Source organism: Kribbella polygonati (assembly GCF_050320105.1).
Taxonomy (GTDB): Bacteria; Actinomycetota; Actinomycetes; order Propionibacteriales; family Kribbellaceae; genus Kribbella.
On sequence record NZ_CP190129.1, the window covers coordinates 611,322 to 637,137 of the forward strand.

General features: G+C 69.8%; 25 protein-coding genes. 13 read left to right on the forward strand and 12 right to left on the reverse strand.

Annotated features, from left to right (window positions below; genetic code table 11):
- Window positions 1-25: 25 nt before the first annotated feature.
- The 3 genes from secD to ligD are packed head-to-tail and all read left to right on the forward strand — an operon-like array spanning window position 26 to window position 5,350.
- On the forward strand, window positions 26-2,326 hold the full coding sequence (gene secD, locus ACQHIV_RS02880) for a protein translocase subunit SecD (protein WP_427891358.1): 2,301 nt from the start codon (window positions 26-28) through the stop codon (window positions 2,324-2,326).
- Between the two features lie 55 nt (window positions 2,327-2,381).
- Window positions 2,382-4,379, forward strand: a complete 1,998-nt coding sequence (locus tag ACQHIV_RS02885) for an ATP-dependent DNA helicase (RefSeq protein WP_427891360.1) — start codon at window positions 2,382-2,384, stop codon at window positions 4,377-4,379.
- A complete protein-coding gene (gene ligD / locus ACQHIV_RS02890; RefSeq protein ID WP_427891361.1) occupies window positions 4,376-5,350 on the forward strand; it encodes a non-homologous end-joining DNA ligase in 975 nt (324 codons plus the stop codon). The genes ACQHIV_RS02885 and ligD overlap by 4 nt, the downstream gene beginning before the upstream one ends.
- 106 nt (window positions 5,351-5,456) lie before the next feature.
- Here ligD and ACQHIV_RS02895 read toward each other — a convergent pair whose 3' ends face one another.
- Together ACQHIV_RS02895 and lexA are read right to left on the reverse strand one after the other, a co-directional pair.
- On the reverse strand, window positions 5,457-5,966 hold the full coding sequence (locus ACQHIV_RS02895; protein WP_427891363.1) for a glutathione peroxidase: 510 nt from the start codon (window positions 5,964-5,966) through the stop codon (window positions 5,457-5,459).
- Between the two features lie 48 nt (window positions 5,967-6,014).
- Window positions 6,015-6,779, reverse strand: coding sequence for a transcriptional repressor LexA (gene lexA / locus ACQHIV_RS02900; protein ID WP_380202694.1), 765 nt, complete (start codon window positions 6,777-6,779; stop codon window positions 6,015-6,017).
- Window positions 6,780-7,144: 365 nt separating this feature from the next.
- Between lexA and ACQHIV_RS02905 the strand changes: the two genes are divergently transcribed.
- Entirely contained in the window at window positions 7,145-7,642 is a 498-nt protein-coding gene (locus ACQHIV_RS02905) for a LysM peptidoglycan-binding domain-containing protein (protein ID WP_427891365.1), read from the forward strand.
- Here ACQHIV_RS02905 and ACQHIV_RS02910 read toward each other — a convergent pair.
- Window positions 7,602-8,204: a GNAT family N-acetyltransferase gene (locus ACQHIV_RS02910; RefSeq protein ID WP_427891367.1), complete on the reverse strand. Its 603-nt coding sequence runs from the start codon at window positions 8,202-8,204 to the stop codon at window positions 7,602-7,604. The two genes, ACQHIV_RS02905 and ACQHIV_RS02910, sit on opposite strands and share 41 nt — an antisense overlap.
- 64 nt (window positions 8,205-8,268) lie before the next feature.
- On the opposite strand from ACQHIV_RS02910, the gene ACQHIV_RS02915 reads away from it, so the two are divergent.
- Window positions 8,269-8,844: a TetR/AcrR family transcriptional regulator gene (locus ACQHIV_RS02915; protein WP_427891369.1), complete on the forward strand. Its 576-nt coding sequence runs from the start codon at window positions 8,269-8,271 to the stop codon at window positions 8,842-8,844.
- On the opposite strand, the gene ACQHIV_RS02920 is transcribed toward ACQHIV_RS02915, so the two are convergent.
- Both ACQHIV_RS02920 and ACQHIV_RS02925 read right to left on the reverse strand, forming a co-directional pair.
- Entirely contained in the window at window positions 8,837-9,790 is a 954-nt protein-coding gene (locus tag ACQHIV_RS02920) for a nucleoside hydrolase (RefSeq protein WP_427891371.1), read from the reverse strand. The genes ACQHIV_RS02915 and ACQHIV_RS02920 overlap by 8 nt on opposite strands.
- Window positions 9,787-10,101 carry a metal-sensitive transcriptional regulator gene (locus ACQHIV_RS02925; protein ID WP_427891373.1) on the reverse strand — a complete coding sequence of 105 codons (315 nt, stop codon included), beginning with the start codon at window positions 10,099-10,101 and terminating at the stop codon, window positions 9,787-9,789. Before ACQHIV_RS02925 ends, ACQHIV_RS02920 begins: the two co-directional genes overlap by 4 nt.
- A 111-nt stretch (window positions 10,102-10,212) precedes the next feature.
- Between ACQHIV_RS02925 and ACQHIV_RS02930 the strand changes: the two genes are divergently transcribed.
- From ACQHIV_RS02930 to ACQHIV_RS02945, 4 genes are all read left to right on the forward strand, one after another.
- Window positions 10,213-10,617, forward strand: coding sequence for an MFS transporter (locus ACQHIV_RS02930; protein ID WP_427891375.1), 405 nt, complete (start codon window positions 10,213-10,215; stop codon window positions 10,615-10,617).
- The gene (locus tag ACQHIV_RS02935) at window positions 10,614-11,627 is read left to right on the forward strand and encodes an MFS transporter (RefSeq protein WP_427891377.1); all 1,014 of its coding nucleotides are present in this window, start codon (window positions 10,614-10,616) and stop codon (window positions 11,625-11,627) included. Before ACQHIV_RS02930 ends, ACQHIV_RS02935 begins: the two co-directional genes overlap by 4 nt.
- Window positions 11,628-11,877: 250 nt before the next feature.
- Entirely contained in the window at window positions 11,878-12,366 is a 489-nt protein-coding gene (nrdR, locus tag ACQHIV_RS02940) for a transcriptional regulator NrdR (RefSeq protein ID WP_209694268.1), read from the forward strand.
- 93 nt (window positions 12,367-12,459) lie between these two features.
- A complete protein-coding gene (locus tag ACQHIV_RS02945) occupies window positions 12,460-15,366 on the forward strand; it encodes a vitamin B12-dependent ribonucleotide reductase (RefSeq protein ID WP_427891379.1) in 2,907 nt (968 codons plus the stop codon).
- A gap of 61 nt (window positions 15,367-15,427) precedes the next feature.
- Here ACQHIV_RS02945 and ACQHIV_RS02950 read toward each other — a convergent pair whose 3' ends face one another.
- Window positions 15,428-16,252, reverse strand: coding sequence for an aldo/keto reductase (locus ACQHIV_RS02950; protein ID WP_427891381.1), 825 nt, complete (start codon window positions 16,250-16,252; stop codon window positions 15,428-15,430).
- A 190-nt stretch (window positions 16,253-16,442) separates the two neighbouring features.
- Here ACQHIV_RS02950 and ACQHIV_RS02955 point away from each other — a divergent pair, with 190 nt between their 5' ends.
- Complete coding sequence (locus tag ACQHIV_RS02955; protein ID WP_427891383.1) at window positions 16,443-17,072, forward strand: hypothetical protein; 630 nt, start codon at window positions 16,443-16,445, stop codon at window positions 17,070-17,072.
- Between the two features lie 81 nt (window positions 17,073-17,153).
- On the forward strand, window positions 17,154-18,218 hold the full coding sequence (locus ACQHIV_RS02960) for a hypothetical protein (RefSeq protein ID WP_427891385.1): 1,065 nt from the start codon (window positions 17,154-17,156) through the stop codon (window positions 18,216-18,218).
- Window positions 18,219-18,274: 56 nt separating this feature from the next.
- Here the strand turns inward: ACQHIV_RS02960 and ACQHIV_RS02965 are convergent, their stop codons facing one another.
- Entirely contained in the window at window positions 18,275-18,568 is a 294-nt protein-coding gene (locus ACQHIV_RS02965; protein ID WP_427891387.1) for a hypothetical protein, read from the reverse strand.
- A 139-nt stretch (window positions 18,569-18,707) separates the two neighbouring features.
- Here ACQHIV_RS02965 and ACQHIV_RS02970 point away from each other — a divergent pair, with 139 nt between their 5' ends.
- Window positions 18,708-19,046: a helix-turn-helix domain-containing protein gene (locus tag ACQHIV_RS02970; protein WP_427891389.1), complete on the forward strand. Its 339-nt coding sequence runs from the start codon at window positions 18,708-18,710 to the stop codon at window positions 19,044-19,046.
- Here ACQHIV_RS02970 and ACQHIV_RS02975 read toward each other — a convergent pair whose 3' ends face one another.
- The 5 genes from ACQHIV_RS02975 to ACQHIV_RS02995 form a co-directional block, all read right to left on the reverse strand.
- A complete protein-coding gene (locus ACQHIV_RS02975) occupies window positions 19,047-19,697 on the reverse strand; it encodes a hypothetical protein (protein WP_427891391.1) in 651 nt (216 codons plus the stop codon). It lies immediately after the preceding gene.
- A 217-nt stretch (window positions 19,698-19,914) separates the two neighbouring features.
- Complete coding sequence (locus ACQHIV_RS02980) at window positions 19,915-23,025, reverse strand: chromosome segregation ATPase (RefSeq protein WP_427891393.1); 3,111 nt, start codon at window positions 23,023-23,025, stop codon at window positions 19,915-19,917.
- A complete protein-coding gene (locus tag ACQHIV_RS02985) occupies window positions 23,022-23,678 on the reverse strand; it encodes a hypothetical protein (RefSeq protein ID WP_325037819.1) in 657 nt (218 codons plus the stop codon). The genes ACQHIV_RS02980 and ACQHIV_RS02985 overlap by 4 nt, the downstream gene beginning before the upstream one ends.
- Complete coding sequence (locus tag ACQHIV_RS02990) at window positions 23,671-24,225, reverse strand: hypothetical protein (protein WP_427891395.1); 555 nt, start codon at window positions 24,223-24,225, stop codon at window positions 23,671-23,673. The genes ACQHIV_RS02985 and ACQHIV_RS02990 overlap by 8 nt, the downstream gene beginning before the upstream one ends.
- Window positions 24,222-25,412, reverse strand: a complete 1,191-nt coding sequence (locus ACQHIV_RS02995; RefSeq protein ID WP_427891397.1) for a hypothetical protein — start codon at window positions 25,410-25,412, stop codon at window positions 24,222-24,224. Before ACQHIV_RS02995 ends, ACQHIV_RS02990 begins: the two co-directional genes overlap by 4 nt.
- A 244-nt stretch (window positions 25,413-25,656) precedes the next feature.
- Between ACQHIV_RS02995 and ACQHIV_RS03000 the strand changes: the two genes are divergently transcribed.
- Complete coding sequence (locus ACQHIV_RS03000) at window positions 25,657-25,806, forward strand: hypothetical protein (RefSeq protein ID WP_427891399.1); 150 nt, start codon at window positions 25,657-25,659, stop codon at window positions 25,804-25,806.
- The last annotated feature ends 10 nt before the right edge of the window (window positions 25,807-25,816 follow it).

A 25,816-nucleotide genomic window follows, 5' to 3' on the forward strand; every position in this document is an offset into this window, starting at 1 on the left:
CGGGTGCCCACCTCCGGAGGCTTCGGTGAACCGGTCGTCCCTTGTCCGTGCTCTGCTCGCGTTCCTGGTGCTGGCGGCGTCGACGTACGTCACGTTGACCGCGAAACCACAACTCGGTCTCGACCTGCGGGGTGGGACGCAGATTGTGCTGGAGGCGAAGGATTCGCCGACGGTGAAGGCGACCAAGGAGACCACCGACAAGGCGACGCAGGTGCTGCACCGGCGGATCGACGCGCTCGGGGTGAGCGAGCCGAACGTCACCCGCCAGGGCGAGAACCGGATCATCGTCGAGCTCCCCGGTGTTCAGGATCCGCGGGAAGCGGCGAAGGTGATCGGCAAGACCGCTCAGCTCACCTTCCACGAGGTCCTCGACCAGGTGGCGACCAAGCCGGCCAAGCCGGCGGCCGGCGAGACCTACCTGCCGCCCGAGCAAGGCCAGGGGTACCTGCGCCTCGCCAAGCCCGCGATGACCGGTGAGCTGGTCAGTGGGGCCGAGGGGATGCTCGACCCGCAGCAGGTCGGGCAGGGCTGGTTCGTCGAGATGAAGTTCAAGGGGAACGGCGGCAAGACCTGGGCGAACATCACCGGCAAGGCGGCCTGCAACCCGGTCGGTACGCCGCAGCGCCTGATCGCGATCGTGCTCGACAACGAGGTGATCAGCGCCCCGCAGGTCGACCCGAACGGTGGCAACCAGCTCTGCAACCTGGGCATCTCCGGCGGTACGACGACGATCTCCGGCTCGTTCACCGAGGAGGAGGCGAAGGACCTGGCCGCGCTGATCTCCGGCGGCGCGCTGCCCGTACCGGTCGAGGTGATCGACCAGCGCACCGTCGGCCCGTCGCTCGGCCAGGACGCGATCCAGGCCAGTGCGCTCGCCGCGATCATCGGCCTCGCGCTGACAGCGCTGTTCATCATCGTGGTCTACCGCCTGGTCGGCCTGATGGCGGTGCTCGGTCTGATCGGGTACTCGGCGATCTCGTACGCCGCCCTGACCGCGATCGGCGCCACCCTGACCCTGCCCGGGCTGGCAGGGTTCGTGCTCGCGATCGGTATGGCGGTCGACGCGAACGTCCTGGTCTTCGAACGCGCCCGCGAGGACTACATCGCCGGCCGCACCGACGGTCTGCGGCGTTCGCTGCGCAGCGGCTTCCAGAATGCGCTGTCCGCGATCGCCGACTCCAACATCACCACCCTCCTCGCGGCCGGTCTGCTGTTCTTCCTGGCCGCCGGCCCGGTCCGCGGCTTCGGCGTCACGCTGTCGATCGGTGTGATCGCCTCGATGCTGTCCGCCCTGGTGGTGACCCGCGTGTTCGCCGAGTTCGTGGTCTCGCGCGGGTTCGTACTGCGGCGTCCCGGGCTCAGCGGGATCGCCGGCCACGGCCGCGTCCGGACCTGGCTGGAAGCCCGGCAGCCTGCACTTATGAAGCACAGCAAGCGCTGGCTGGTGATCACCGCGGCCGCGATCATCGTCAGCGTCGCCGGTGTCGCGGTCCGCGGCCTGAACCTCGGCATCGAGTTCACCGGGGGCCGGCTGCTCGAGGTGAGTACGGCGCAGCGGATCACGCCGGACCAGGCGCGCGCCGCGGTCACGGAGGCCGGCTATCCGACCGCCGTCGTCCAGGCGTCCGGCACCGACGACTTCACGATCCGGACCGGCACGATCAGCGACGACGAGGCGGAGAAGATCCGCGAGTCGGTCTCCCGGACCGCCGGCGACACCGAGGTGATCCGGAACGAGAGCATCGGCCCGTCGCTCGGCAAGGAGTTGCGCAACAAGGGCCTGATCGCGCTCGGCATCGCGTTGTTCGCCCAGCTCGCGTATCTCGCCGTACGGTTCCGCTGGACGTTCGGCGCCGGCGCCGTACTGGCGTTGCTGCAGAACGTCGCGGTCGTGGTCGGGATCTTCGCGTGGACCGGGAAACCGATCGACGGCATCTTCCTGGCCGCGATCCTGACGATCATCGGGTACACGGTGAACGACTCGGTCGTGGTCTTCGACCGGATCCGCGAGACCCGCAGCGCCCGCGCGACCGGCAACCTCGGCGCCATCATCGACACCGCGATCGTGAACGTGCTGCCGCGGACCATCAACACCGGCATCTCGACGCTGTTCATCCTGGCCGCGCTGCTGTTCCTCGGCGGCGACTCGCTGGCCGACTTCGCGCTCGCGCTGCTGCTCGGCATCCTCGTCGGCACGTACTCCTCGAACCTGACGGCCGCGCCCCTGCTGCTCGAGCTGGAGCGCCGATTCCCGGCCCCGCCGCCGCGCCCGAAGCGTGCGCAGGTCGACCGGGACGCGCAGCCGGACCGCGGGGCGGTCGTCTAGGTTGTCCACACCCCCGCTCGCCGGAAGGAAATCTGTCGGTCCTCCGGGCTAGGGTGTGGCGGTGGGTGTAGATGTGCGGGAACTGCTGGAAGCTGCCGTGTCCGGGATCGCCGGACAGACCCGGCCCGGGCAGGTGGAGATGGCGCAGGCCGTCGACACCGCGATGCACGAGGGGTCGCACCTGCTCGTCCAGGCGGGCACCGGCACCGGCAAGTCCCTCGGGTACCTCGTGCCCGCGTTGGTGCACGCGATCGAGGACCGCCGGGTGGTGGTCTCGACGGCGACGCTGGCGCTGCAGTCCCAGCTGGTCGACCGCGACGTACCGGCGCTGCTGGACGCGACCGAGAAGCTGCTGCCGCGGCGGCCGAAGTACGCGATCCAGAAGGGGCGGAACAACTACGCCTGCCTGCACCGGATCCGCGAGGGCGCGCCGGACGAGGACGGCATGCTCGTCGACGTGCCGCCGGCCGGCGAGGTCGGCCGCCAGGTGGTCGAGCTGCGCGAGTGGGCCGAGCAGCAGCTCGCCGACGGCGAGGCCGGTGACCGGGACCACGCGCCGTCCCACCAGTACCAGGCCTGGCAGCAGGTCGCGATCGCCGCGCGCGAGTGCCTCGGCGCCCAGAAGTGCCCGTACGGCGAGGAGTGCTTCGCCGAGAAGGCCAAGGAACACGCCCGCAAGGCCGACATCGTCATCACCAACCACGCGCTGCTCTCGATCGACGCGTTCGAGAACCGGATGGTCCTGCCCGAGCACGACGTGATCATCGTGGACGAGGCGCACGAGCTGCCCGCCCGGGTGACCGGCGCGGCCGGCGACGAGCTCTCCCCGCAGCTGGTGGAGCGGGCCGCCAAGCGGGCCCGCCGGTTCGTCGACGACGACAAGGCCGACGATCTGATCGACGCCTCGGACGCGCTCCGGGCCGCCCTCGACGGCACCCGCGAGGGCCGGATCGAGCCGGCCAACACGGCCGTCCTGGAGGCCGCCGGCCTGGTCCGGGACGCGGCCCGCGGGCTGTACTCGGACCTGAACAAGAAGTCCGACGACAAGGACGACGACCCGGACGGCGCCAAGCGGCAGTCCAAGGGCGCGGTCAAGGAGATCTTCGACGTCGCCGAGCGGGTCGCCGCGCTGAGCGACGCGGACGTGGTCTGGATGATCGACCGGGACCGGTTCGGTCGCGAGCTCCGGATCGCCCCGCTGACCGTCGCCGGCCTGCTCCGCGAGCTGGTCCTCCGGGACCGTACGGCGGTGCTCACGTCCGCGACGCTGACGCTCGGCGGCGACTTCGACGCGATCGCCCGCCAGGTCGGCCTGCGCCCGAACGACAAGCTCGACAGCGACGACGAGATGCCCGACCTCGACGAGTCCGACGAGAAGGGCCCGCTGCCGTGGCGCGGCCTCGACGTCGGCTCCCCGTTCGAGTACGAGAAGCAGGCGATCCTGTATGTCGCCAAGCACCTGCCGGCGCCGCACCGCGACGGGCTCGGGAAGAAGCAGTTCGAGGAGATCGTCGACCTGATCACCGCGGCCGGCGGCCGGACGCTCGGGCTGTTCTCCTCCCGCCGCGCGGCCGAGGCCGCTACCGCCGCCGTGCGGGAGGCGACGGACCTGAAGGTGCTCTGCCAGGGCGACGCGCAGCTCGGGGAGCTGGCCCGCGAGTTCGTCGACGACCCAGAGACCTCGCTGTTCGGCACCCTGTCGCTGTGGCAGGGGATCGACGTCCCCGGCTCCACCTGCAACCTGGTGATCATCGACCGGATCCCGTTCCCGCGGCCGGACGAGCCGTTGATGGCGGCCCGGCAGCGGGCGGTCGACGAGGCCGGCGGCAACGGGTTCATGTCGGTCGCCGCAACCCATGCCGGGCTGCTGCTTGCGCAGGGCACCGGCCGGCTGATCCGCCGCAGCACCGACCGCGGCGTGGTCGCGATCCTCGACCCGCGGATCGTCACCCAGCGGTACGGCGGGTTCCTGCGCGCCTCGCTGCCGCCGATGTGGCCGACCGCCGACCGGGAGAAGGTGCTCGGCGCGCTGAAACGACTGCAGTCCTCATGAGCCCGGTGACCGCTCCGCCGGTGCTGCCGATGATGGCGTCGCTGGGGGAGCTGCCGTCCGGCGCGGGCTGGTCGTACGAGCTGAAGTGGGACGGCATCCGGGTGATCGCCGACGTCGACGACGGTGTCTGCCGGCTCTGGTCGCGGAACAGCCACGACGTGTCCGGGGGATACCCGGAGCTGATCGGCCTGGCGGACGCCCCGGGGCTGCGGCTGCCCGCCGTACTGGACGGGGAGATCGTCACGCTCGACGAGCACGGGGCGCCGTCGTTCGGCCTGCTGCAACGGCGGATGCACGTCCGCGACCCACGGCACCTCCGGCACCTGATCACCGAAGTGCCGGTGTCGGTGCGGCTCTTCGACGTACTCCGCTTCGACGGCAAGTGGTTGCTAGAGGCAACGTATGACGACCGCCGCGGGCTGCTCGACTCGCTCGACATCGGGGACCCGTTCTGGGAGGTTCCGCCGGCGCTCACCGACGGCGCCGAGGCGCTCGAACTCTCTGCGGAACAAGGGCTCGAGGGTGTGGTCGCGAAGCGCCGCAAGTCGCGGTACCTGCCCGGCAAGCGGAGCTCGGACTGGATCAAGATCAAGCCGGTGCAGACCCGCGACGTCATCCTCTGCGGCTGGCATCCGGGGGAGGGCAACCGGGAAGGCAAGATCGGTTCGTTCTACTGCGGCGCGTACGACGGCGACGAGCTGGTGCTGATCGGCAAGGTCGGCTCCGGGCTCGACTTCGCCACTCTCGACATGCTGAGCGCCGAGCTGACCGGTCTCGAGATCGACCGGCCCGCGTTCGACCCGGCGACGATCCCGCTGACCGACCGGCGCCGGGCGCACTGGCTCGATCCGGTCCTGGTCGCCGAGGTGACGTTCTCCGGGTGGGGCGGCGACGGCCGGCTGCGGCACCCGGTGTGGCGCGGTCTGCGGCTCGACATCGACCCGGATTCGGTCCTTCTGGACCGCACCTGAATACATTTCACGACATGCGGCCGACCGCGAATTGTTCGGAATGCGGCGAATTGCGCGCGTCGCTGCGACAATTGCTGTTCAACTGTCGCAGGAATGCAGCGGAATGTCAGTCGTTCGTTTTCGGCGACGGTGCCGGAACGGCGAGCGCGGACTCGATCTTGTCGGCCAGCTTCTCGGGCGTGTGGGTGGGCGCGTAGCGGGCGATCACACCGCCGTCGCGGCCGACCAGGAACTTGGTGAAGTTCCACTTGATCCGGCCGCCGAGCAGGCCGCCCTGCTCCCGCTTCAGCCAGTTGTACAACGGGATCGTCTTCGACCCGTTCACGTCGATCTTGGCGAACATCGGGAACGTCACGTGGTAGATCGTCGAGCAGAAGTTGGCGATCTCGTTCTCGTCGCCGGGCTCCTGGTGGCCGAACTGGTCACAGGGGAAGCCCAGCACTGCGAAGCCCTGCCGGCGGTAGGTCCGGTAGAGCTTCTGCAGGCCGGTGTACTGCGGGGTCTGGGCGCACTGCGATGCCACGTTGACCACCAGCAGCACCTGGTCGCGGAAATCGGCAAGAGACTGTTCATTGCCTTCGATCCGCCGCGCGCTGAAGTCATAGACAGTCGTCATGACTCAATGCTGACACGTCACGCCCGACTTCGCTCGCCGTCCGATATGTCAGACTCGGCGCAGAACTGTTACGACCTTTCCGAGAATGGTCGCGTCCTTGCCGTCGATCGGCTCGAAGGCCGGGTTGTGCGGCAGCAGCCAGATCTCGTTCTTGGTCTTCTTGAACGTCTTCACGGTCGCCTCGCCGTCGATCATCGCGGCCACGATGTCGCCGTTCTCCGCGGTCGGCTGCTGCCGGACGACGACCCAGTCGCCGTCGCAGATGGCCGCCTCGATCATCGACTCGCCCTTGACCTTCAGCATGAACAGCGTGCCCTCGCCGACCATTGCCTTGGGCAACGGGAAGACCTCCTCGATCTCCTGCTCGGCAAGGATCGGTCCACCGGCGGCGATCCGGCCGACCACCGGCACGTACGCCGCGTCCGGGTGCGCGTCGCCGGCCCCGGTCTCGTCGTACGCCGTCTGCCGCACCGGGCCGAGGGCCGACCGGCGGGCCGCCGCGTCCACCTCGCCGGGGTAGCGGACCTCGATCGCGCGCGGACGGTTCGGGTCGCGGCGGAGCAGGCCCTTCTGCTCCAGCACCCGGAGCTGGTGCGACACCGAGGAGGAACTGGTCAGCCCGACGCGCTCGCCGATCTCGCGCATCGAGGGCGGGTAGCCGCGGCTGTCCACCGAGTCCCGGATCACGTCCAGCACGCGGCGCTGCCGCGGGGTCAGTCCGGTCGCGTCGGCCGGCCCGTCGGGAAGCTCGGCGACGGTCCGGTCGGCGTCCTTGGCCGGCTTGCCGGACGACTTGCCCGCTGCCTTGTCCACGCTGATTGCTCCTCGGGTCGGGCCGGCGAACCCGCACCGGCCGAAAGCTTGCTCGACTGAGATGACCGTAGACCGAATCTTGAGATTCTTCAAACATCTGTTCGAAGGCGTGTCGGTTCGCAAGTTTGTTCGGGTGTCGGGTTATAGGGCGTACGCGGGCAGCTTCGGCGTCAGGAATTTTCTGGGCGTGTCCTGGTTGGAAGTGGTTGCGCGACGGGCGGCTGTCGGTTAATCATTCGTACAGACGTTCGATCGAACAGGTGTTCGGGCCGGTCGAACTGGTCGCTCTTCAGAAACTGTCGGAGGCGGCCGATAGACAGGAACCACACCGCGAGAACGTGCACCAACCGAGGTATGGAGGACTGATGAGCACAGCAGCCGTTGCGGCCGACGCCCTGGCCCCGCGCCGCTCGACGAAGGCCGAGCCACACCTCAAGCTCGTCCCGACGCAACGCCAGGTCGCGCCGGTCCGGCGCCGGATCGAGGGCGCGACCACCGATCGGATGCCCGTGCGCGGCTGCGCCGGTGAATCGGTGGGCCGCCGGGTGCACGTCGAGCCGGCCACCCTCCGCCTCACCCGCCGTGGGCGGATGCTGCTGACGGCGGTCTCCGTGCTGGTCTTCGGCGCCGCGGTGCTGGTCCTCGGCCTCCGGGTCGCCGGCGTCCTCGAGCCCGGCCCGCACTTCACTCACACCGTCCCGGTCCAGGTGGCGCCCGGTCAGACCCTCTGGTCGATCGCCGAATCCACCAACCCCGGCCAGGACCCGACGATCGTCGTCGAGAGGATCGCGAACCTGAACAAGCTCGCCACCCCCGCCGACATCACCCCCGGTCAGACGCTGCAGATCCCGGTCGCGGGCTGAGCCCGGCGCGCCACTCGTCCGCGAGCAACGCGTAGACGTACTCGTTCGCCCACTCACCCTTGAACCGCAAGGCCTGCAGGTGATGCGCCTCGCGCCGCATCCCGAGTCGTTCGAGCAACTGGGCCGACGCCGTGTTCCGGTCGTCGAGCACCGCCACAATCCGATGTAGTCCGAGCTCCTCGAAGCCGACCCGCAGCATCTCCCGCGCGGCCTCCGCCGCGAGGCCCTTGCCCTGGTAGTCGGTGTGCAGCGCGAACCCGATCTCACCCTGCTGATCCGCCTCGCTGGCCCACTTCAGCAGCACCTCGCCGATCACGGTCCCGGCCTCGCGCAGCTCGATCGCCAGCACGAGCCATTGCCCGGCCTCGGTCAGCTCACCCTGCGGCAGCTTCCGCTCGAGCGCCACCCGGGTCTCCTCGCGATCCCGTACCGGCCACGGCGTGTACCGCACGACCTCCGGCCGCGAGTGGAACGCGAACAGGTCGTCCAGGTCGTCCCTCCGGTGCGGCCGCAGCTCCAGCCGTTCGGTCAGCAGGGGATACGCGGGTCGGAATCCGGTCACGGTGCCATCCTCGGAGGTATTGTCTAATCTCGTTAGACAGTACCCCGACGGACAACGAGATTCCATGAGTAATCGTGACCCCTCGTCGCATGCGGCAGCCGGCATCACGGTCGCTGCGATCGCCGACGCCGCCCTGACCGTGATCCGGGCGTCCGGCGTGGACGGCCTGACGATGCGTGCGGTCGCCGACCGCCTGCACGTCCGCGCGCCGTCGCTCTACCACCACGTCGGCAACAAGTCGGAGCTCCTCGACCTGGTCGCCCGGAACGCGTTCGACCACTTCACCGCGGACACCACGGCGTACGACGAACTCCGGACCGTCGACGAGTGGATCGAGCTGACCCGCTCCGGCTCGCTCGAGCTGCGTGCGTTCTACGCCGACCATCCCGGGCTGGCCGGCCTGATCCAGGCGAAGGCCACGCCGGACCGGGACCGCGGTGAAGGCTCGCGCGCCGAACTCGTCCGCGCGCAGATCCAGGCCCTGGTGCGGATCGGCGTACCGGAACCGGATGCTCGGCACGTCTTCGAGGTCACCGCGCGCTGGTCGCTCGCGGCGGTCGTCGCGGACCTGACCGACGACCTCTTCGGGGAGGGCCTCGATCTCTTCCTGTACGGCGTTCGCGCGCGGCTGCTTACCTGACGGTCGTCAGCCAGAGTTCGGCGTACCGCTCGGCGTCGACCGCCGTCGCGACCTGGATCACCGGCGCCGGGCCCTGGACGTCGTTCGCCTGGTCGGAGGCGGTCCGGGTGTCGACGATCGTCCGCCCGCGCGACCAGCCGCCGGACAGTTCGACGCGAACCGGATGGCGCTCGGTGGTCAGGCCGGACGGGTCGATCACCGCGCACACCGCGCCGCCGTCGCCGATACTTCCGCCGTCCGACTGGTACCGCTCGCCGCGCTTCTCGATCAGCTTGCAGGCCAGCTCCGCCGACGGCGAGCCGGTCAGCTTGCGCGCCTGGTCGAGCGTGACGACGACGTCGTAGAACACGTCCAGCCCGTACATGGTGACCGCGATCCCGAGGTCGTTCGCCGCCGTCAGCACGATCGCGGCGGCCTCCGGATCGCTCCAGACGTTGAACTCCGCGGACGCCGTCGCGTTCCCGATGCCGGCCGAGCCGCCCATGAAGACGATCTCCCGCAGCCCGGCCGCGGCCTCCGGGTACGTGCGCAGCAGCAGCGCGATGTTGGTCATCGGCGCGAGCGGGATCAGCGTGACGAGCTCACCCGTCGCCGCCGCGTCCCGCAGTACGTCGCGCAGCAGCTCGACCGCGTGCCGCGGATCGGTCGGCCGGGTCGACCGCGGCCAGTCGAGGTCCCCGAGCCCGTCCTCGCCGTGCACGTGCCGGGCCGGGCGCACCGGCTGGATCAGCGGTACGGCGGCACCGCGGGCGACCGGTACGTCCGGACGGCCCGCGGCGTCGAGCACCGTGAGCGTGTTGCGGACGACGTCGTCGATCCCGACGTTCCCGCCGGCGCAGGTGACCGCCTTCAGGTCGAGCTCGGGATGCCGGGCCGCGAGCAGCAGCGCGCACGCGTCGTCCAGGCCGGTGTCGACGTCCAGCACCACCGGCTTCCGGGTGGTCACGAACGCACCAGCCGGGCGATCGCGGCGGACGCCTCCTTGATCTTCGCGTCGGCCTCGGCGCCGCCGGCTGCCGCGGCGTCCACGACGCAGTGCGCCAGGTGGTCCTCGAGCAGGCCGAGCGCGACCGATTCGAGGGCCTTCGTCATCGCCGAGACCTGCGTGAGGATGTCGATGCAGTACTTCTCGTCCTCGACCATCCGCTGCAGTCCGCGGGCCTGCCCCTCGATCCGCTTCAGCCGCCGCAGGTACGCGTCCTTGTCGCCGATGTAACCGTGCTGCGCATGCTCAGCGGCCGGTTCTGCCACGCTCACCACATCCTCCCGGGTTCCCGCTGAACCCTACCGCCCACGGACCGGTCTTGTGTTTCCGTGGATACCCCCCTATGGTATCCGCCGATACCCCATACCGGTAAGGAGTTCGAAATGAGTGAGACCAAGGCGTCGCGGCGGTGGTGGGCGCTGGCCGTCATCGCCGCGGCGCAGTTCATGGTGATCATGGACACGTCGATCGTCGGCGTCGCGCTGCCGAAGATGCAGGGCGAGCTCGGCTTCGCGCCGGGCAACCTGTCGTGGGTGTTCAACGCGTATGTCGTCGCGTTCGGGGGACTGCTGTTGCTCGGCGGCCGGCTGTCCGACCTGCTCGGAGCGCGGCGCGTGTTCGCGGCGGGGTGGGGCGTACTGCTCGTCGGCTCGCTGGTCGCGGGCCTCGCCACCGGTGTCGGTTCCGAGCTCGCCGGCCGGGCGGTCCAGGGCGTCGGCGCCGCGCTGATCGCGCCGTCCGCGCTGACCCTGCTGATGATGCTCTTCGGGTCGAACCCGGGGAGTTGACGAAGGCGATCGCCCTGTACGGCGCGGCCGCGCCGGCCGGAGGCACCGCGGGCGTGTTCCTCGGCGGCGTGATCACCGAGTACCTGTCGTGGCCGTGGGTGTTCTACCTGAACATCCCGATCGCGCTCGTCGCGCTGGCCGCCACGCCGGCGCTGATGCCGCGGGCCGAGGCGCGGTCCGGATCGGTCGACCTGTTCGGTGCGCTGACCGTGACGATCGGGCTCGCCGCGGGCGTGTACGCGATCGTGCGTGCCCCCGAGGCGGGCGCGGCGTCGACGGTGCTGGTCGGCGCGCTGGCCGTCGTACTGCTGGTGGCGTTCGTGGCGGTGCAGGCCAAGCGGCGGGAGCCGTTGATGCGGCTTGGGATCCTCCGTACGCCGAACCTCGCGGCGGCCAACCTGGCGCAGTTCCTGCTCGGCGCCGCGTGGATCCCGATGTGGTTCTTCCTGAACCTGTACCTGCAGCAGGTCCTCGGCCTCGGCGCGTTCCCGAGCGGCTCGGCGCTGCTGCCGATGACCACGCTGACGATGCTGGGCATGATCGTCGTCGTGCCGCGGGTGATCGCCAAGGCCGGCCCGAAGCGGACGCTGGCAGGCGGTATGGCGGTCCTCACGGCAGGCCTCGCCGTACTGTCCCTGATCCGGCCGACCGGCTCGTTCTGGGTCGACGTACTGCCGGGATCGCTGCTCGCGGCGGGCGGGATGTCGCTGGCGTTCATCCCGAGCCTCGGAATCGCGCTGTCGTCGGCGCGGCCGGAGGAGGGCGGGCTCGCGTCGGGTCTGGTGAACACGAGCTACCAGATCGGCTCGGCGTTGGGGCTGGCCGCGATGACGGCGGTCGCGGCCGCGAACGGGGCCGACCTGCTGACCGACGTGGCCGCGTTGACGGACGGTTACTCGGCCGCCGTGGTCGGTGCCGCGGTGATCGCGGCGGCAGCCGCCGTACTGGCCGCGGTGACCTTGCGGACACCGGCTGTGAAGGTCCGCGAGGAGGTTCTGGAGAGGCCGTAGTTTGCGCCTCGGAAGGGTCAGTGTGGTGGCGCCACGCGGGAGTACACGGGGTCGCGCGAGTGTTGGAACAGAGGACACGCGCGGGCAATCGGGGCGTGCTTGCAAACTGTCGGAGCAGGGATCTAGGATCCCTAGATGTAGTGGTTACACGGGTGTAATTTTCCACAGGTAGTGGTTAGTTGCACACAGGTTCTACACAGGTTGTCCACATGCCATCCCCAGGATGGCCCACGGGAGGAAGTGATTCGTCGTGCACTGTCCGTATTGCCGGCACGCCGACTCCCGGGTGGTCGACAGCAGGGTGGCCGAGGACGGCGGAGCGATCCGCCGCCGGCGGCAGTGCCCGGTCTGCGAGAAGCGCTTCACCACCGTCGAGCAGATGCAGCTGACGGTCGTGAAGCGCTCCGGCGCGACCGAGCCGTTCAGTCGCGAGAAGGTCATCAACGGGGTCGGCAAGGCGTGCAAGGGCCGGCCGGTGAACGCCGACCAGCTCGCACGGCTCGGCCAGAAGGTCGAGGACGCGCTCAAGGGCGGCGGCTCGCCGGAGGTTCCCGCGCACGAGGTCGGACTCGCGATCCTCGGGCCGCTGCGGGAGCTGGACGAGGTCGCGTACCTGCGGTTCGCGAGCGTCTACCGGCAGTTCGAGTCGGCCGACGACTTCGAGACCGAGATCGCGCTGCTGCGGGCCGAGAAGGAGCCGCAAGGCACCGAGCCGCCACAGCCGGCTCAACAGACATAAACCGGGGGAACGGAAGTTCCAGGTAGTAACCCAGCAACACCAACGGGGCGGTCCCGACAGACCGCGGTAGCAGACACAGGGCGAGGAGCAACCATGACAGAGACGGTGACCGGCCACTCGGGGCCGACCAAGCGGTCGGCGGCCGGGTTCCGCGGGCGGAAGAACGCGCCCACGGGACTCACCATCGAGCGCGTCTTCAGCACCGAGGGCATCCACCCGTACGACGAGGTGACGTGGGAGCGTCGCGACGTCGTGCAGCAGAACTGGAAGACCGGTGAGACGGTCTTCGAGCAGCGCGGGGTGGAGTTCCCCGACTTCTGGAGCGTGAACGCCTCCACGATCGTCACCACGAAGTACTTCCGCGGCGCGGTCAGCCACGACAACCGCGAGTGGAGCCTCAAGCAGCTCCTCGACCGGGTCGTGAAGACCTACCGCAAGGCCGGCGAGGACCACGGCTACTTCACCTCGCCGCAGGACGCGGAGGTGTTCGAGCAGGAGATCACCTGGCTGCTGCTGCACCAGTACTTCAGCTTCAACTCGCCGGTCTGGTTCAACGTCGGCACGTCCTCGCCGCAGCAGGTGTCGGCCTGCTTCATCCTCGCCGTGGACGACTCGATGGAGTCGATCCTGAACTGGTACAAGGAAGAGGGCCTGATCTTCAAGGGCGGCTCCGGCGCCGGCCTGAACCTGTCCCGGATCCGCTCCTCGAAGGAACTGCTCCAGTCCTCCGGCGGCACCGCGTCCGGCCCGGTCAGCTTCATGCGCGGCGCGGACGCGTCGGCCGGCACGATCAAGTCCGGCGGCGCCACCCGGCGGGCCGCGAAGATGGTCGTGCTGGACGTCGACCACCCCGACATCGAGGAGTTCGTCGACACCAAGATGCGCGAGGAGGAGAAGATCCGGGTCCTGCGGGACGCGGGCTTCGACATGGACCTCGGCGGTCGCGACATCACCTCGGTGCAGTACCAGAACGCGAACAACTCGGTGCGGGTCTCCGACGAGTTCATGCGCGCGGTCGAGGAGAAGGGCGAGTTCGGGCTGCGGGCGCGGATGGACAACTCGATCATCGAGACCGTCGACGCCCGTGAGCTGTTCGACAAGATCTCCCACGCGGCGTGGGCCTGCGCCGACCCGGGCCTGCAGTACGACGACACGATCAACGACTGGCACACCACCCCGGAGACGGGCCGGATCACCGCGTCCAACCCGTGCTCGGAGTACATGCACCTGGACAACTCGTCCTGCAACCTGGCCTCGCTGAACCTGATGAAGTTCCTCCGCGACGACGACCTCTTCGACTCGCAGAAGTTCGTCCAGGCGGTCGAGCTGATCATCACCGCGATGGACATCTCGATCTGCTTCGCGGACTTCCCGACCGAGGCGATCGGCGTCACCACCCGCGCGTACCGGCAGCTCGGCATCGGGTACGCGAACCTCGGCGCGCTGCTGATGGCGACCGGGCACGCGTACGACTCCGACGGTGGTCGCGCACTGGCGGGCGCTATCACCTCGCTGATGACCGGTACGTCGTACAAGCGGTCCGCGGAGCTGGCCGGCATCGTCGGCGCGTACGACGGCTTCGAGCGGAACAAGGACGCGCACACCCGGGTGATGCGCAAGCACGCCGCGGCGAACGACGCGATCCGCACCATCCACGAGATCGACAAGGACGTCCAGCAGCACGCCACCGCGGCGTGGGACGGCGTACTGAAGATCGGCGCCAAGAACGGCTGGCGGAACGCGCAGGCCTCGGTGCTCGCGCCGACCGGCACCATCGGCTTCATGATGGACTGCGACACCACCGGCATCGAGCCGGACTTCTCGCTGGTCAAGTTCAAGAAGCTGGTCGGCGGCGGCTCGATGCAGATCGTCAACACCACGGTCCCGCGGGCGCTGCGCCAGTACGGCTACACCGAGGAGACGATCGAGGCGATCGTCGAGTACATCTCGGAGAACGGCCACGTCGTCGACGCCCCCGGCCTGAAGCCGGAGCACTACGAGATCTTCGACACCGCGATGGGTGAGCGGGCCATCAAGCCGATGGGCCACGTCCGGATGATGGCGGCCGCGCAGCCGTTCCTGTCCGGCGCGATCTCGAAGACCGTGAACCTGCCGGAGACCGCGACGGTCGAGGAGATCGCCGACGTCTACTTCCAGGGCTGGAAGCTCGGCCTGAAGGCGCTCGCGGTGTACCGCGACAACTGCAAGGTCGGCCAGCCGCTGGCCGACGCGAAGGCGAAGAAAGAGTCGTCGTCGGAGGCAGTCGCGGCCGAGGCGGCCGTGGCCGAGAAGATCGTCGAGAAGATCATCGAGTACCGGCCGACCCGCAAGCGCCTGCCGAAGTCGCGGCCGTCGCGGACCACGTCGTTCACCGTCGGTGGCGCCGAGGGCTACATGACCGCCGGCTCCTACCCGGACGACGGTCTGGGCGAGGTCTTCCTGAAGATGGGCAAGCAGGGTTCGACGCTCGCCGGTGTGATGGACGCGTTCTCGATCGCGATCTCGATCGCCCTGCAGCACGGCGTACCGCTGGAGACCTACGTCCAGAAGTTCACCAACCTGAAGTTCGAGCCGGCCGGTCTGACCGACGACCCGGACGTCCGGATGGCGCAGTCGATCATGGACTACATCTTCCGCCGGCTGGCGCTGGACTACCTGCCGTTCGACGACCGGGCCGCGCTGGGCATCTACTCGGCCGACGAGCGGTCCCGGCAGCTCGACACCGGTTCGTACGAGCCGGTCCCGGTCGAGGTGTCCGAGGCCGAGTCGCTGAAGACGGTCGAGCCGGTGGCGGACGCCGCCGACCCGGTCGAGAAGCCGGCCGACGCGGTCGCCGCCAAGCCGGTCAGGGGCGAGGCCCACACGACCGCGGAGATGCTGGAGCTGATCACCGGCACCTCGGTCGACGCCCCGCTCTGCTTCACCTGCGGCACCAAGATGCGCCCCAGTGGCTCCTGCTACGTCTGCGAAGGCTGCGGCAGCACCTCCGGCTGCAGCTGACCCCAACTGAAAGCACTACGGCCCCCGGGACTTCCCACTTCCCCCGGGGGCCGCGGTGCGTTTAGTGGCCTGATCTATCCGAGTCAGCGGCAGGCTTTGCCGTGCCGTCCAGTGCTGCCAGGGCGTCCAGTTCCGGCTTGCTCAGGTCGAAGTCGAACGCTGCGAGGTTCTCGGCGAGTCTGTCGGCGTTAGCGGACTTCGGGATCGGCACCACGTCCTGCTGCGTCTCCCACCGCAACACGACCTGCCCCGCCGTCCGCCCGTGCGCCTGCGCGATCTCCTGCACAACCGGGTGCTGGAGCAGCTCCGTCCCCTTTCCGAGCGGGCTCCAGGCCTCCGTGACGATCCCGTGCTCGCGGTGGAACTCGCGTTCGGCCGCCTTCGCCCACACCGGGCTGAGCTGCACCTGGTTCACCTCCGGCGCCACCCCGGTCTCGTCGATCAGCCGCTGCAGATGCGCAGGCTTGAAGTTCGACGTACCGATCGCCCGCACCAGCCCCGCCGCACGCAACGCGATCAGCCCCTGCCACGCCTCGACGTACCGATCCTGCGCCGGATTCGGCCAATGGATCAGCAGCAGATCCAGATACTCGACACCGAGCCTCTCCGCACTGGCCTCGAACGCCTGCCGCGCGCCGTCCACGCTGTGCCCCCGCTTGTTGAACTTCGACGTCACGAACAGCTCACCCCGCGGTACGTCGTTCAGCGCCAGTCCGACACCCACCTCGTTGCGGTAGTTCTCGGCCGTGTCGACGAGCCGGTACCCGAGCTCGAGCGCCGTCCGTACCGCCCGTTCGGCGTCCGCGTCGTTCATCGGCGACGTCCCGAGACCGATCCGCGGCATCGTGGTTCCGTGACTCAGTGTGACTGTCGGCACCTGGCTCATCCGTGTCCTCCTTCGGCGTACGCTGCCCCGCCACCCTAGGCCGATCACGGTCCGCACCCACGGTTTCCGGCCGTACGGCGTACGGCCGTCTCACCCCCGTGCCACCCCCGCGCGAACTGTCGGAGGTGTGGTTCATGATGGGTTCTGCGGGTCGTGAGGATTTGCTGAAAAGCGTTGGAGGGGTGGGCTTATGAAGAACCGGCTGATCACTCTGGTGGACCTTGGTCTGGACAGTTCGTTCGACGCGTCGATGAGCTTCGTGCAGGGCATCACCGGCAACATCAACGCCGGCTGGGACCGCCCGTACCTCGACGTGAACTTTGTCCGGACCCGGGACCACGAGACCGCCTTCTCAGCCCTCACCACCCCCTCGACGGTCCTCCACGTGATGGCGCACGGTGATCACAGCGAGGAGCCGTCCTTCCTCTCCACCGACGGCGAGACCCAGGTCTCGCTGAAGTCCCTGGCCGACTGGTTCCTCGACCACCAGTGGGGCATCGCGAGCGGCGTCGTCATCGCCGACGGCTGCAAGACCGGCATCGGCAAGTGGCAACGCGCCATCCGCGACTGCATCCAGGACGACATCACCTACATCGGCACCAGCAACGTCATCGGCTGGTACGAAGCCACCGTCTTCTGCTCAGCCTTCTACGGCGCCCTGGTCCGCAACCGAGGCCTCGGCCGCACCCCCGCCGAACAGGGCTGGGACGCCGCCACCCGAGCCATCAAGGCCTACGAAACCCTCACCGACCAACGCTGCCCCTACAAACCAGTCCTCCTAACCCCCTCCCGCCAAGCCCTCCGCTCCCTCACCGGCTAACCCGACACGCGCGTGGCGGCTACGCGGCGTTAGGCGTGTGAAACTTTTGGTGGACTCGCCTGCGGTGAAGGAACGGCTCGTATGAAGCTTCATCGGAACTCGCTCCTGGTCGCGGCTGGGATTGTGGTCGTGTTGTACGTCGTTTCGCTCGTCGTGGGGTTGCCGGCGTGGGCTGCTGTGGTGTTGATCGTCGTGATGTTGGTGTTGCTGGCCGTGGTGTGGAAGCAGCCGGAGGAACCGAAGCCGGTGGTGGCCAAGCCGGCGGCGCCGTCGGTGGTGTTGCCGGATCCGGATCCGGTGTTCTCCGGGCCGCCGTCGCGGACGGTGGCGGATGTTCGGTTGCCGTCGGCGTCGCCGGACTTCCAGTTCAGTTTCTCGGCTGTGGTGCAGTGGTCGACGGTGTTGTCGGGGTCGCGGCATGCCGATCTGGGGGCGGTGGCGGTGGATGCGTTGCTGGAACGGGCGCGGTCGTTGGCGGCGCGGCAGCAGGTGACCGAGGAGTCGCTGAACCAGCATCGGCTGGCGGCGCTACTCGGTGAGCCGGCGTTGGACGAGAAGGGGCAGGTCCGGAGCTGGGCGACCGAAGTACGGTTGCGGTTGCCCGATTCGGATCAGAAGCACCTGCAGCACCTTGCGGCGCTGCATCGTCGGGAGCAGACCACGCTCATCGAGCGGCGGATGGAACAGGACAAGCGCGCCTATCTGAAGGACGACGTCTTCGCCACGCCCGGGTCGGCTGCCGTGTGGTGGTTGGTGAACCATCCGGGCGAGGTCGAGACCGCGCTCGGGCTGCTCGACACGTTGGCGGAACTGTCGGCCGCGGCGAACGACCTCCCCGGGCGGCGTGCCACCGCCGAGGAGATCGAACGCCCGCGGCCGACCCGTGCCGAACTCGCCTTCAGCACGGCGGTCGAAGAACTGACCGGGGCGGCTCGGACCGAGGCAGAGCCGAACGGCGCCACGGAGAGCCGGACAATCCCGGCGGCGGAGTCGCACCAGCGCCCGGTCGTGCGCCGCTCCGGCACCGACGACCAGGACGACCGGCACGAGACCGGACCGGCCAAGGCCGAGGTGATCGGAGCCGAGCGGACCGGCTCCGAAGCGGAACACCACAAGTCCTACCGGGAGCAGTTCTTCACCGAGTAGGCCGGCCGGGCGGGTTAGCAGGGTGTGCCCGCCGGGCCGGCGATCGATACGCATGGCTACTCGTCCAGCCAGCGGATCGTGGTCCGGCCGTTGTGGCCGTGGACGGTGAGCAGCGCGTCGATCCCGTCCTGCCAGACCGTCGTGGTCGGGTAGCTGCCGCCCCAGCGCAACGCGACGGTCCCGTCGCTCCACAGCACGCCCTCCGCGACCACGCCCGTACCGCTCACTCCGGACACGTCCTCGTGCCGGAACAGCTGAAAGCAGCGCGGGCCGGAGCGGTTCGTGATGCGTAGATGACGCCGCGGGGCGGTGCGCTGCAGCGTCGCGGTTCGTCCGCTGGTCTCGTCCATGGCCCAAGTCAACGCGCGGTCGGCTGCCCGCACCAGGAACTCGACCGGTATCCACAGCGCACAAATTCGGCCCACCGACGGTCACCGAATCGCCATATTCTCATTGCACGGAGTAATCGACCTGCAAGGAGCTGGACGGATGACGATCATCGACGAGTGGACGGGCCGGCACGCCCACGCCCTGCGGACGGCGCTGCGGCTGACGAACGAAGCGTTCGCCGAGCGACTAGGCATCTCGCCCCGGACGCTGACGAAGTGGCGGGAGAGACCCGAGTCGGTGCCCAGTCCGCTCCTCCAGGAGGCCCTCGACACGTATCTCAGCCAGGCGCCGCCGGACGCGCACACCAGGTTCGCCGCCAATCTCGGCCTGGACAACCGTCAGGTGCCGGTCGACAGCGCGGTGCTGACTCAGCTGAACACGACACTCGGCGACCTGACGCGCGCCCTGGCACGCCTGCAGCCGGGCGGTCCGGAGTGACTACTCCTCGGGCACGATACCGACCAACGCCGCGGCGGCGCAGATGTGGACAGGCGTCAGATCCGTGGGGGAGACGGGCGCCTGCAGGAGAGTGCCGCGTTCGTACGGTGTGAGCGAGATGTCGATGCCGGGGGCGCCGGCGACCAGCCCACGGATGTAGGTCAGCCAGCCCATCATCGGGATCCCGCGCCGGAAGACGCCGGCCGCGGCGGCCAGTTCGGTGTCGGCGATGCTCGCCCACTGCGGTTCCCAGATCGTGACGACCGCGCGGAGGATCTGGGCGAACCGCTCCGACTGCAGCAGTGCGTCCTCGTCGCTCCAGTGCAGCGTGAGCTGGTCGGAGATGGTGGTCATCGTGCCGCCCATGGACAGGTCGAACAGCCACGGCAGCTCACCCGTGCTCTGCAGGTGCAGCCGGGTCGTACTCGTGCCGTTCGCCAGCACCTTCGTGGTGGCCTCGACCATCTCCTGGAGCGGGGTCGACCCGTCCGCCTCGAGGACGTGGTACCCCCAGCGCTCGTCCTGGGTCCAGTTGTGGACGTCGGGGAACGCGACGGCGACCGCCGTCAGCGTGCGGCCGACGCGGAGTGCGCGGTGCTCGACGGACTCGTCACGATGCGACCACTGGGCGCGGAGCAGCCACGAAGCCATTCACGCCCTCCGATCATGAGGCGGCCGTTTCGGCGGGGATGCTGGCGACGGTACGCCGTCATACGACCGCTTGACCAGAGCTCCGTGCACTCGCTGCACGCGGGTACGGCGGCTCTCCGGAAAAGTCACCGGACCATACTGCTGCACCCGGAGGTCGGAGGTCTGCACCGGGGTCCGCTTTTGGTAACCACGTGTCGAAATCTGGACAAGTGTCAAGCTACGTCAGTGTCGGCGACGCCAGCTCCAGGGTCGGGGTGGAGCCGCGGTACGACGTCATCCACTCGCGGAGCAGCTCCACCCGGGCCGAGTTGTCCTCGTTGCCCTTGACCACCGGCGCCTGGTTGTACGGCATGGTGTCCGAGCTGCGCCGGAGCTTCACGTAGAGCCGGGACGAGGCCAGCGCGTACCGTTCCATGTCGTCCTGCAGCGCGCCGATCACCGTGATGTTCCGGTCGCGGCCGATCTGCTCGAACAGCGCCACCGCCTCCCGCCGGTGCTGCGACCCGAGGTTGCGGCCGAGCTCGTCGAGGATCAGCAGCAGCGGACGGTCCGAGCCGCCGGCGAGCGCCGCCGCGCACACCAGCTTCACCGCCTTCTCGTCCATCTGGGCGGTGTTGCCCTTCACGTTGAACGCGGAGAACGGACCGCCCTCCGAACGGCGCCACTTCGGCGTGACCGTCCAGCGCCACGGCTTGTCCGGCTCCGCAGGCGGATCCGGCTCGGGGAACTCGAGCTTCGCGCCGTACCCGCCGTACTGCTGGTCGAGGCGGTCGAACTCCTGCGACACCAGCCGCAGCCGGGCCTTGATGCCGTCGGCCAGCGAGGCGCGGTGTGCGCGGGCCGTGCTCTCCGCCTCGTCGAGACCTTCGCGGGCGCGTTCGAGGGCGGCGTTCCGTTCGGCGCGCTGGCTGGCGATCTGCTGTTGTTGCAGGCTGTCGAACGTCTCGTGCTGCGCGAGGTGGCTGCTCAGCGTCCGGTGCAGTGCGGGGACCAGGCCGACGCGGTCGCCGAGTGTGCCGGCCGTCCAGCCGTCCGGGCCGTTCAGGATCTCCCACAGCTCGGCCGGGATCTCCTCGCGGGAGCGCGCGCTCGGGAAGCAGCGCCGGATCACGTCGTCCAGTTGCGTGCAGGCTTGATGGTTCCAGTCGGCGGTCGTACGGCGCTGGGCGTCGTCTGCCAGTGCGAGCAGGAACTCCTCGGCCTCTTCGGGCGTGCCGCCCCACGTCGTCGTCCGCGAGGTCAGATCGAGCGCGCTCTGCTCCTCGCGGAGGGCGAGCCGGCGAGCGGTCAGCTCGTCCAGGATCCGGTTGTGGTCGCGGCGGGTTGCTTCGAGGTTCTTCAGCCGCTCGTCGCGGACGAGTTGCTGGCCGGCAGCGGTCTCGGCGGACTCCTTCGCCGCCTGCAGTTGCGGCGCGAGCGAGTCGCGGTCGGTCTCGTGCCGGTCGACGGTTTCGCGGAGCGCGAGGATCTGCTCCTGCACCGATTCCGCATCGGCGAGCGCGCGGGCGGCCGCCGTACGGCGCTCTGCCTGCCCCACGCGCGAACGGGCCTGCTCCAGGGCGGCCGAGGCCTGCGTCCGGGTCTCGACCGCGGCCTCCACGCGACGGCGGGCCGCCTCGATCCGCGCGGTCCGGCCGGTGATCGGCTCGTCGAACTGCCCGACCGCGACGACGCCGGCGACGTCGTCGATGTTGTCCTTGGTCGCGCGCTCGCCGATCGCCGCGAAGAACGCGTCCAGCACGAACCGCTTGTCCGCCGACTTCGGCCCGCGCTTCCGGGAAGCCTCGGCACCGGGCCGATTCGCCAGCACCAGCAGGAACCCGGCGTACCCGGCGTCGGCCAGCGCGGTCGCTGCAACGGTCGCGTCGCCGGAGTCGATGACGACGGCCTCCCGGTACGGCGCCAGTCGCGGCTCCCACTCCGCCCGGTCGGAGGCGGGCAGCTCGGTGATGTCGGTGAGCGCGCCGCACTCGATCCCGGCGTTCTCCAGCACCTGCTGCTGCGGCGCGGACACGGTCTGACCGCTCTCCGCCTCGCGCAGTTCCGCCGTCGCGTGGTCGACCGCGGAGCGCGCCGCGTGGTCCCGGCCGATGTGCTCCTCGAGCACGGCGCGGGCCTCGTCCTGCTCCTCGCCGGCCGCCGCCAGATCCCGGCCGTCCGCGGAACGCCCCGCGTCCAGCAGCCGCCGGTGCTCCTGGCCGAGGCGCTCCAACTGCTCCCGCACCGAACGTTGCGCGAGGTCGAGCTCGCGGTCGCGGGCGTCCAGCTTGTCCCGCTCCTGACGGGTCAGCTGTACGTCGCGGAGCAGGTTCTCCTCGTTGCCGAACGCGTCGATCTCGGTCTCGATCGCTTCCTTCCGGGCCTCCTGCTCGGCGGCCCGCTCGTCCAGCGCCGTGATCTCCTGGAGGATCTCGGTGTTCCGCGCCGACCCATCGATCAGGTGCCGGGCGGAACGCGCCTGCCAGGATTCCTTCGCCGCGGCGAGAGCTTCGCGGGCCGCGGCACGTTGCAGAATGCCGGCCTCGACCGTCGCCATCTCCTGCTCCCAGCGCTGCAGGTCGGTGGTCGCCTGCTTGGTCGCCTCGCGCTGCGTGTGCTCGGCGGAGCGGTGCGCCTGCTCCTGCTCGAGCTCGTGGTCGAGGCCGGTGAGCGTCGCGATCGCGTTGAAGATCCGCGCCGGGCCGAGCTCGTTCAGCGGCTCGGCGAGCAGGTTCGCGGTCGGGCTGGACCGGACCGACGTCGACAGGAACGAGACGCACCGGACCTGTCCGCCGTACAGCACCTGGGAGAGCTTGTTCGCGTGGAAGTCGGTGCGCCCGTTCGAATGCGGGAGGGCGGCCCACAGGGCGTCGGCGCCGGCGGCGCGCTCGGCCTCGGTCGCGCCGTACGGGATGTGCAGGCCGTGTTTCCAGCGCAGGTCGATGTACGACGCCTTGCGGTTGATCCGGATCCACACCGTCACCGCGGCGGCCTCGATCTCGTCGAGGTCGGTCAGGTCCGGGTCGGAGAAGACGCCGACGATGTACCCACGGTCGACGTTCGACCAGTTGCCCTCCTGGCCGGCCGCCTCCGCGGTGAACAGCAGCTCCGCCGCGCCCGGCGCGCCGCTGGTCAGCCGCCACTGGTCGTCCGCGTGCAGCAGGCTGAGCGCGGCGATCCAGGACGACTTGCCGGCGCCGTTGGAGTCGGTGGGGCCCTGCCCGGCGACCGTGATCAGGCCGCGGCCGATCATCGGGATCGGGTGCGTGGACAGCCGGGACAGGTCGACGACCTGCACCCCGAGCAGCACCTTCGAGCCCAGGATGTCGAACGGCCCGTCGTCACTCATGCTTCTTCTCCCACTTCGACAGGGACCCCGTGGCGGGCGCGGATGGCTTCGGCGATCGGGCTGGCCGGGGCGGCGGCGAGGATCAGCTGGTCCTGCAGGCGGCGGCGAGCGGCCGGCGTCAGCCGCTGCAACTGCGGACCGGGAATGTACGACGGACCGCCCGAGTGGTCGCCGGACAGCTGGATCAGCCCGGCGGCGCGCAACCGCTGCAGCGCGAGCCGCCGCTCCTCGCCGCTGATCCGGGTCGTCCGCAGCTCGTCGACCGTGGTCGGCCGGGCGGACTTCCAGCTGTCACCGGTGAGGATGCCTTCGCTGCGCGGGATCGCGACCGAGTGGATCAGCACGAGGACGAGCACCGCGCGGTCGATCACCGACAGCGGCTGCCAGCCTTGCGCGGCGAGGCTGGCCGCGATGTCGTCGTCGTACCCCGCGGTCCAGTGGGTGCCGTCGACGTGGACGAGCGTGCGGCCGATGAGCTTGAGCATCCGTTGCACCTGGCGGCGGAGCGTGACGTCGCGCAGGCCGGCCAGCTGTACTTCGGCGACCGGATGGGCGGCGTACTGCACCGCGCTGAACGCGGCCAGCACCTCGTCGCGCGACCGGTCGCTGAGGTCCTGCAGCAGCGGGTCGAACAGGGCGTGGTGGTCAGTCATCCGACACCACCGGCGCAGGTGGATCGGGAAGATGCCGGCAGAGGTCCCGCAGTGTCGACAGGTCGGCCGCGGTCCAGGTGACGACGCGCGGCCCGAGGCGCACCTCGCCGACGGTCTCGTCCCAGCGCAGCCAGTGCGTGGCGTGCAGGCGGCGCAGGCTGCCGATGATCAACGTCATGTCGCTCGGCTGCTCCGCGCGGCCGCGCATCCCGGCGTACACCGATCTGACCTGCGCGATCGTGCCGGTGCCGCCCGGCCACGGCGACGCGCTGCGGTCCGTCCAGCAGCAGGCGACGCAGATCGCGAGCAGGCGGGCGGTCTCGTTCGGCAGCTCGACCGGGACCGGGGGAGCGCCGAGCTCCTCCAGCACGCTGTGGCCCGCGCCGGACGGCAGCGTCGGCACCAGCCAGACGCCCTCGGCCGACGACGCCCGGGTCAGGCCGGCGACCGCGGGCGTGTCCGGGTCGACCTCGATCGGTCCGGCGGACTGGACCTTCGCCCACCAGAGCGCGTTGTACAGCCGCCGCTCCACGGCCTCCGTACTCACGAGACCACCCGGCGGAACACGCCTTCAGTGGCCCACGGCGTACCGGCGTTCGGGTCGATGCGCATGCCGTCGGACCACACCAGCTCGTAGTCGAGCTCGTCGTGCAGGTGCGCCGCCGTCAGCTCGGCGAGCACCCGGCGCGCGGTGATCCAGTCGCCCGCCTCGTCGACGACCTCGACGATGTCGACCGACAGGCGTCCCGCGAGCACCCGCTCCGCCTCCCGGCGCAGGTCCTCCCGGTCGGTCGCGGCGGCCGACTCCGGTGCGTCCTGGTCTGCGGTCGGCCGCGGCGGCGCCATTCGCGCCGTACCGCTGCGGCGTCCGGTCTCCACCGCCTCGACCATCGTCTGCGCGGAGAAGTCCGGCGCGGCGGCGTCGAACAGCAGGCCGTCCAGCACGCCGGCCAGCGTCTCGGGCTCGCTGGTCCGGGTGAACGTCAGCCAGGTCTCGATCGGCAGGAGCCCGAGCGCCCGCGTCGTACCAGCGCGCTCGACCAGGCGGCCGGCGGCGAGCTGGACGGCGTCGGCGTACGCGGCGAGGGCCATGCGGAGCGACGTACAGTCCCGATGCAGCTCCGGCCAGCGGCCGAGGACCAGGCGGTGCACCTTCTCCGCCTGCTCGATCAGGCGCTCGTTGCCCCACGCGAGCTGGGCGTTCTCCCGGAGCTGCGCCGTCGTACTGGTCGAGACCAGGATCGCCAGCTCGTTGCCGAGCAGCCGGAACACCTTGGTCAGCCGCTCCACGGACGCCTTGCCGTCGTCGGCCGTCGCCTGCGGGTCGCTGACGCTGTGCGCCTCAAGCGTGAGCAGCTGATGCAGCTCCGCCTGACCGCCCTGGACGGACATCCGGCGCAGGAACATCAGCATCACGTACGGCGCGAACGCGGCGCGGTGGCGCAGCTCGTTCGGCCGGTCGACGAGCTTGGTGATCGCGCCGTACTGCCGGAGGAGGTCGAAGCGGCGGACGATCATGTCGTGCGGATACGCACGGCAGGCGAGGGTGGCCTGCTCGACGGTCAGGCCGTCGCTGCCGGCCTCGGCGAACGCGTCCAGGATCGCCTGGTCGACGTCCAGCAGCTCGGGGTCGACGATCATCGCGCCGGCCTCGCGGGCGAGCACGGCGAACACCTGACGGTAGACGCGCAGCACCGCGGCTTCGGCCTCGGCGTCGAGCAATGTCGCGTCCATCCGCACTCCCTCCCGTGAGAAAAGGACTCTAACCATCCGCACCGACAGACCAAAACCCACCCACCCACCACCTGTGGACAACCGAGCAGGCGGCGAAGCGCGAGGTGGCGAGTGGGTGTCGCGAGGGGTGGTGTGGGTGAAGGGGGGTGACGAGGCGGTGGTGGTGAGGCGGTGGTGGTGAGGGGGTGGTGCTGAGGGGGTGGTGGTGAGGGGGTGGTGGTGAGGGGGCGGTGGTGGAGGGGAGATGGTGGTGACGGGTGGCGGTGGTGAGGAGGCGGTGGTGAAGAAGGCGGTGGCGGAGGTGGTGTGGGGGCAGGTGGTGAGGAGGGACGGGGAGGTGGTGAAGGGGAGGGGAGGAGGTGAAGGAGAGGGGGGTGAAGGAGAGACGTCGTGAGGGGGAGGTG

Excerpts from the sequence above, each read along its gene's own strand:
- ACQHIV_RS02930 (WP_427891375.1), top strand. The coding sequence starts at position 10,213 with ATGAGTGAGACCAAGGCGTCGCGGCGGTGGTGGGCGCTGGCCGTCATC.
- ACQHIV_RS02975 (WP_427891391.1), bottom strand. The coding sequence starts at position 19,697 with ATGGCTTCGTGGCTGCTCCGCGCCCAGTGGTCGCATCGTGACGAGTCC.
- ACQHIV_RS02905 (WP_427891365.1), top strand. The coding sequence starts at position 7,145 with ATGAGCACAGCAGCCGTTGCGGCCGACGCCCTGGCCCCGCGCCGCTCG.
- ACQHIV_RS02965 (WP_427891387.1), bottom strand. The coding sequence starts at position 18,568 with ATGGACGAGACCAGCGGACGAACCGCGACGCTGCAGCGCACCGCCCCG.
- ACQHIV_RS02945 (WP_427891379.1), top strand. The coding sequence starts at position 12,460 with ATGACAGAGACGGTGACCGGCCACTCGGGGCCGACCAAGCGGTCGGCG.
- ACQHIV_RS02980 (WP_427891393.1), bottom strand. The coding sequence starts at position 23,025 with ATGAGTGACGACGGGCCGTTCGACATCCTGGGCTCGAAGGTGCTGCTC.
- ACQHIV_RS02915 (WP_427891369.1), top strand. The coding sequence starts at position 8,269 with ATGAGTAATCGTGACCCCTCGTCGCATGCGGCAGCCGGCATCACGGTC.
- ACQHIV_RS03000 (WP_427891399.1), top strand. The coding sequence starts at position 25,657 with ATGGTGGTGACGGGTGGCGGTGGTGAGGAGGCGGTGGTGAAGAAGGCG.
- ACQHIV_RS02895 (WP_427891363.1), bottom strand. The coding sequence starts at position 5,966 with ATGACGACTGTCTATGACTTCAGCGCGCGGCGGATCGAAGGCAATGAA.
- ACQHIV_RS02970 (WP_427891389.1), top strand. The coding sequence starts at position 18,708 with ATGACGATCATCGACGAGTGGACGGGCCGGCACGCCCACGCCCTGCGG.
- ACQHIV_RS02960 (WP_427891385.1), top strand. The coding sequence starts at position 17,154 with ATGAAGCTTCATCGGAACTCGCTCCTGGTCGCGGCTGGGATTGTGGTC.
- ACQHIV_RS02950 (WP_427891381.1), bottom strand. The coding sequence starts at position 16,252 with ATGAGCCAGGTGCCGACAGTCACACTGAGTCACGGAACCACGATGCCG.
- ACQHIV_RS02995 (WP_427891397.1), bottom strand. The coding sequence starts at position 25,412 with ATGGACGCGACATTGCTCGACGCCGAGGCCGAAGCCGCGGTGCTGCGC.
- ligD (WP_427891361.1), top strand. The coding sequence starts at position 4,376 with ATGAGCCCGGTGACCGCTCCGCCGGTGCTGCCGATGATGGCGTCGCTG.
- ACQHIV_RS02955 (WP_427891383.1), top strand. The coding sequence starts at position 16,443 with ATGAAGAACCGGCTGATCACTCTGGTGGACCTTGGTCTGGACAGTTCG.
- ACQHIV_RS02985 (WP_325037819.1), bottom strand. The coding sequence starts at position 23,678 with ATGACTGACCACCACGCCCTGTTCGACCCGCTGCTGCAGGACCTCAGC.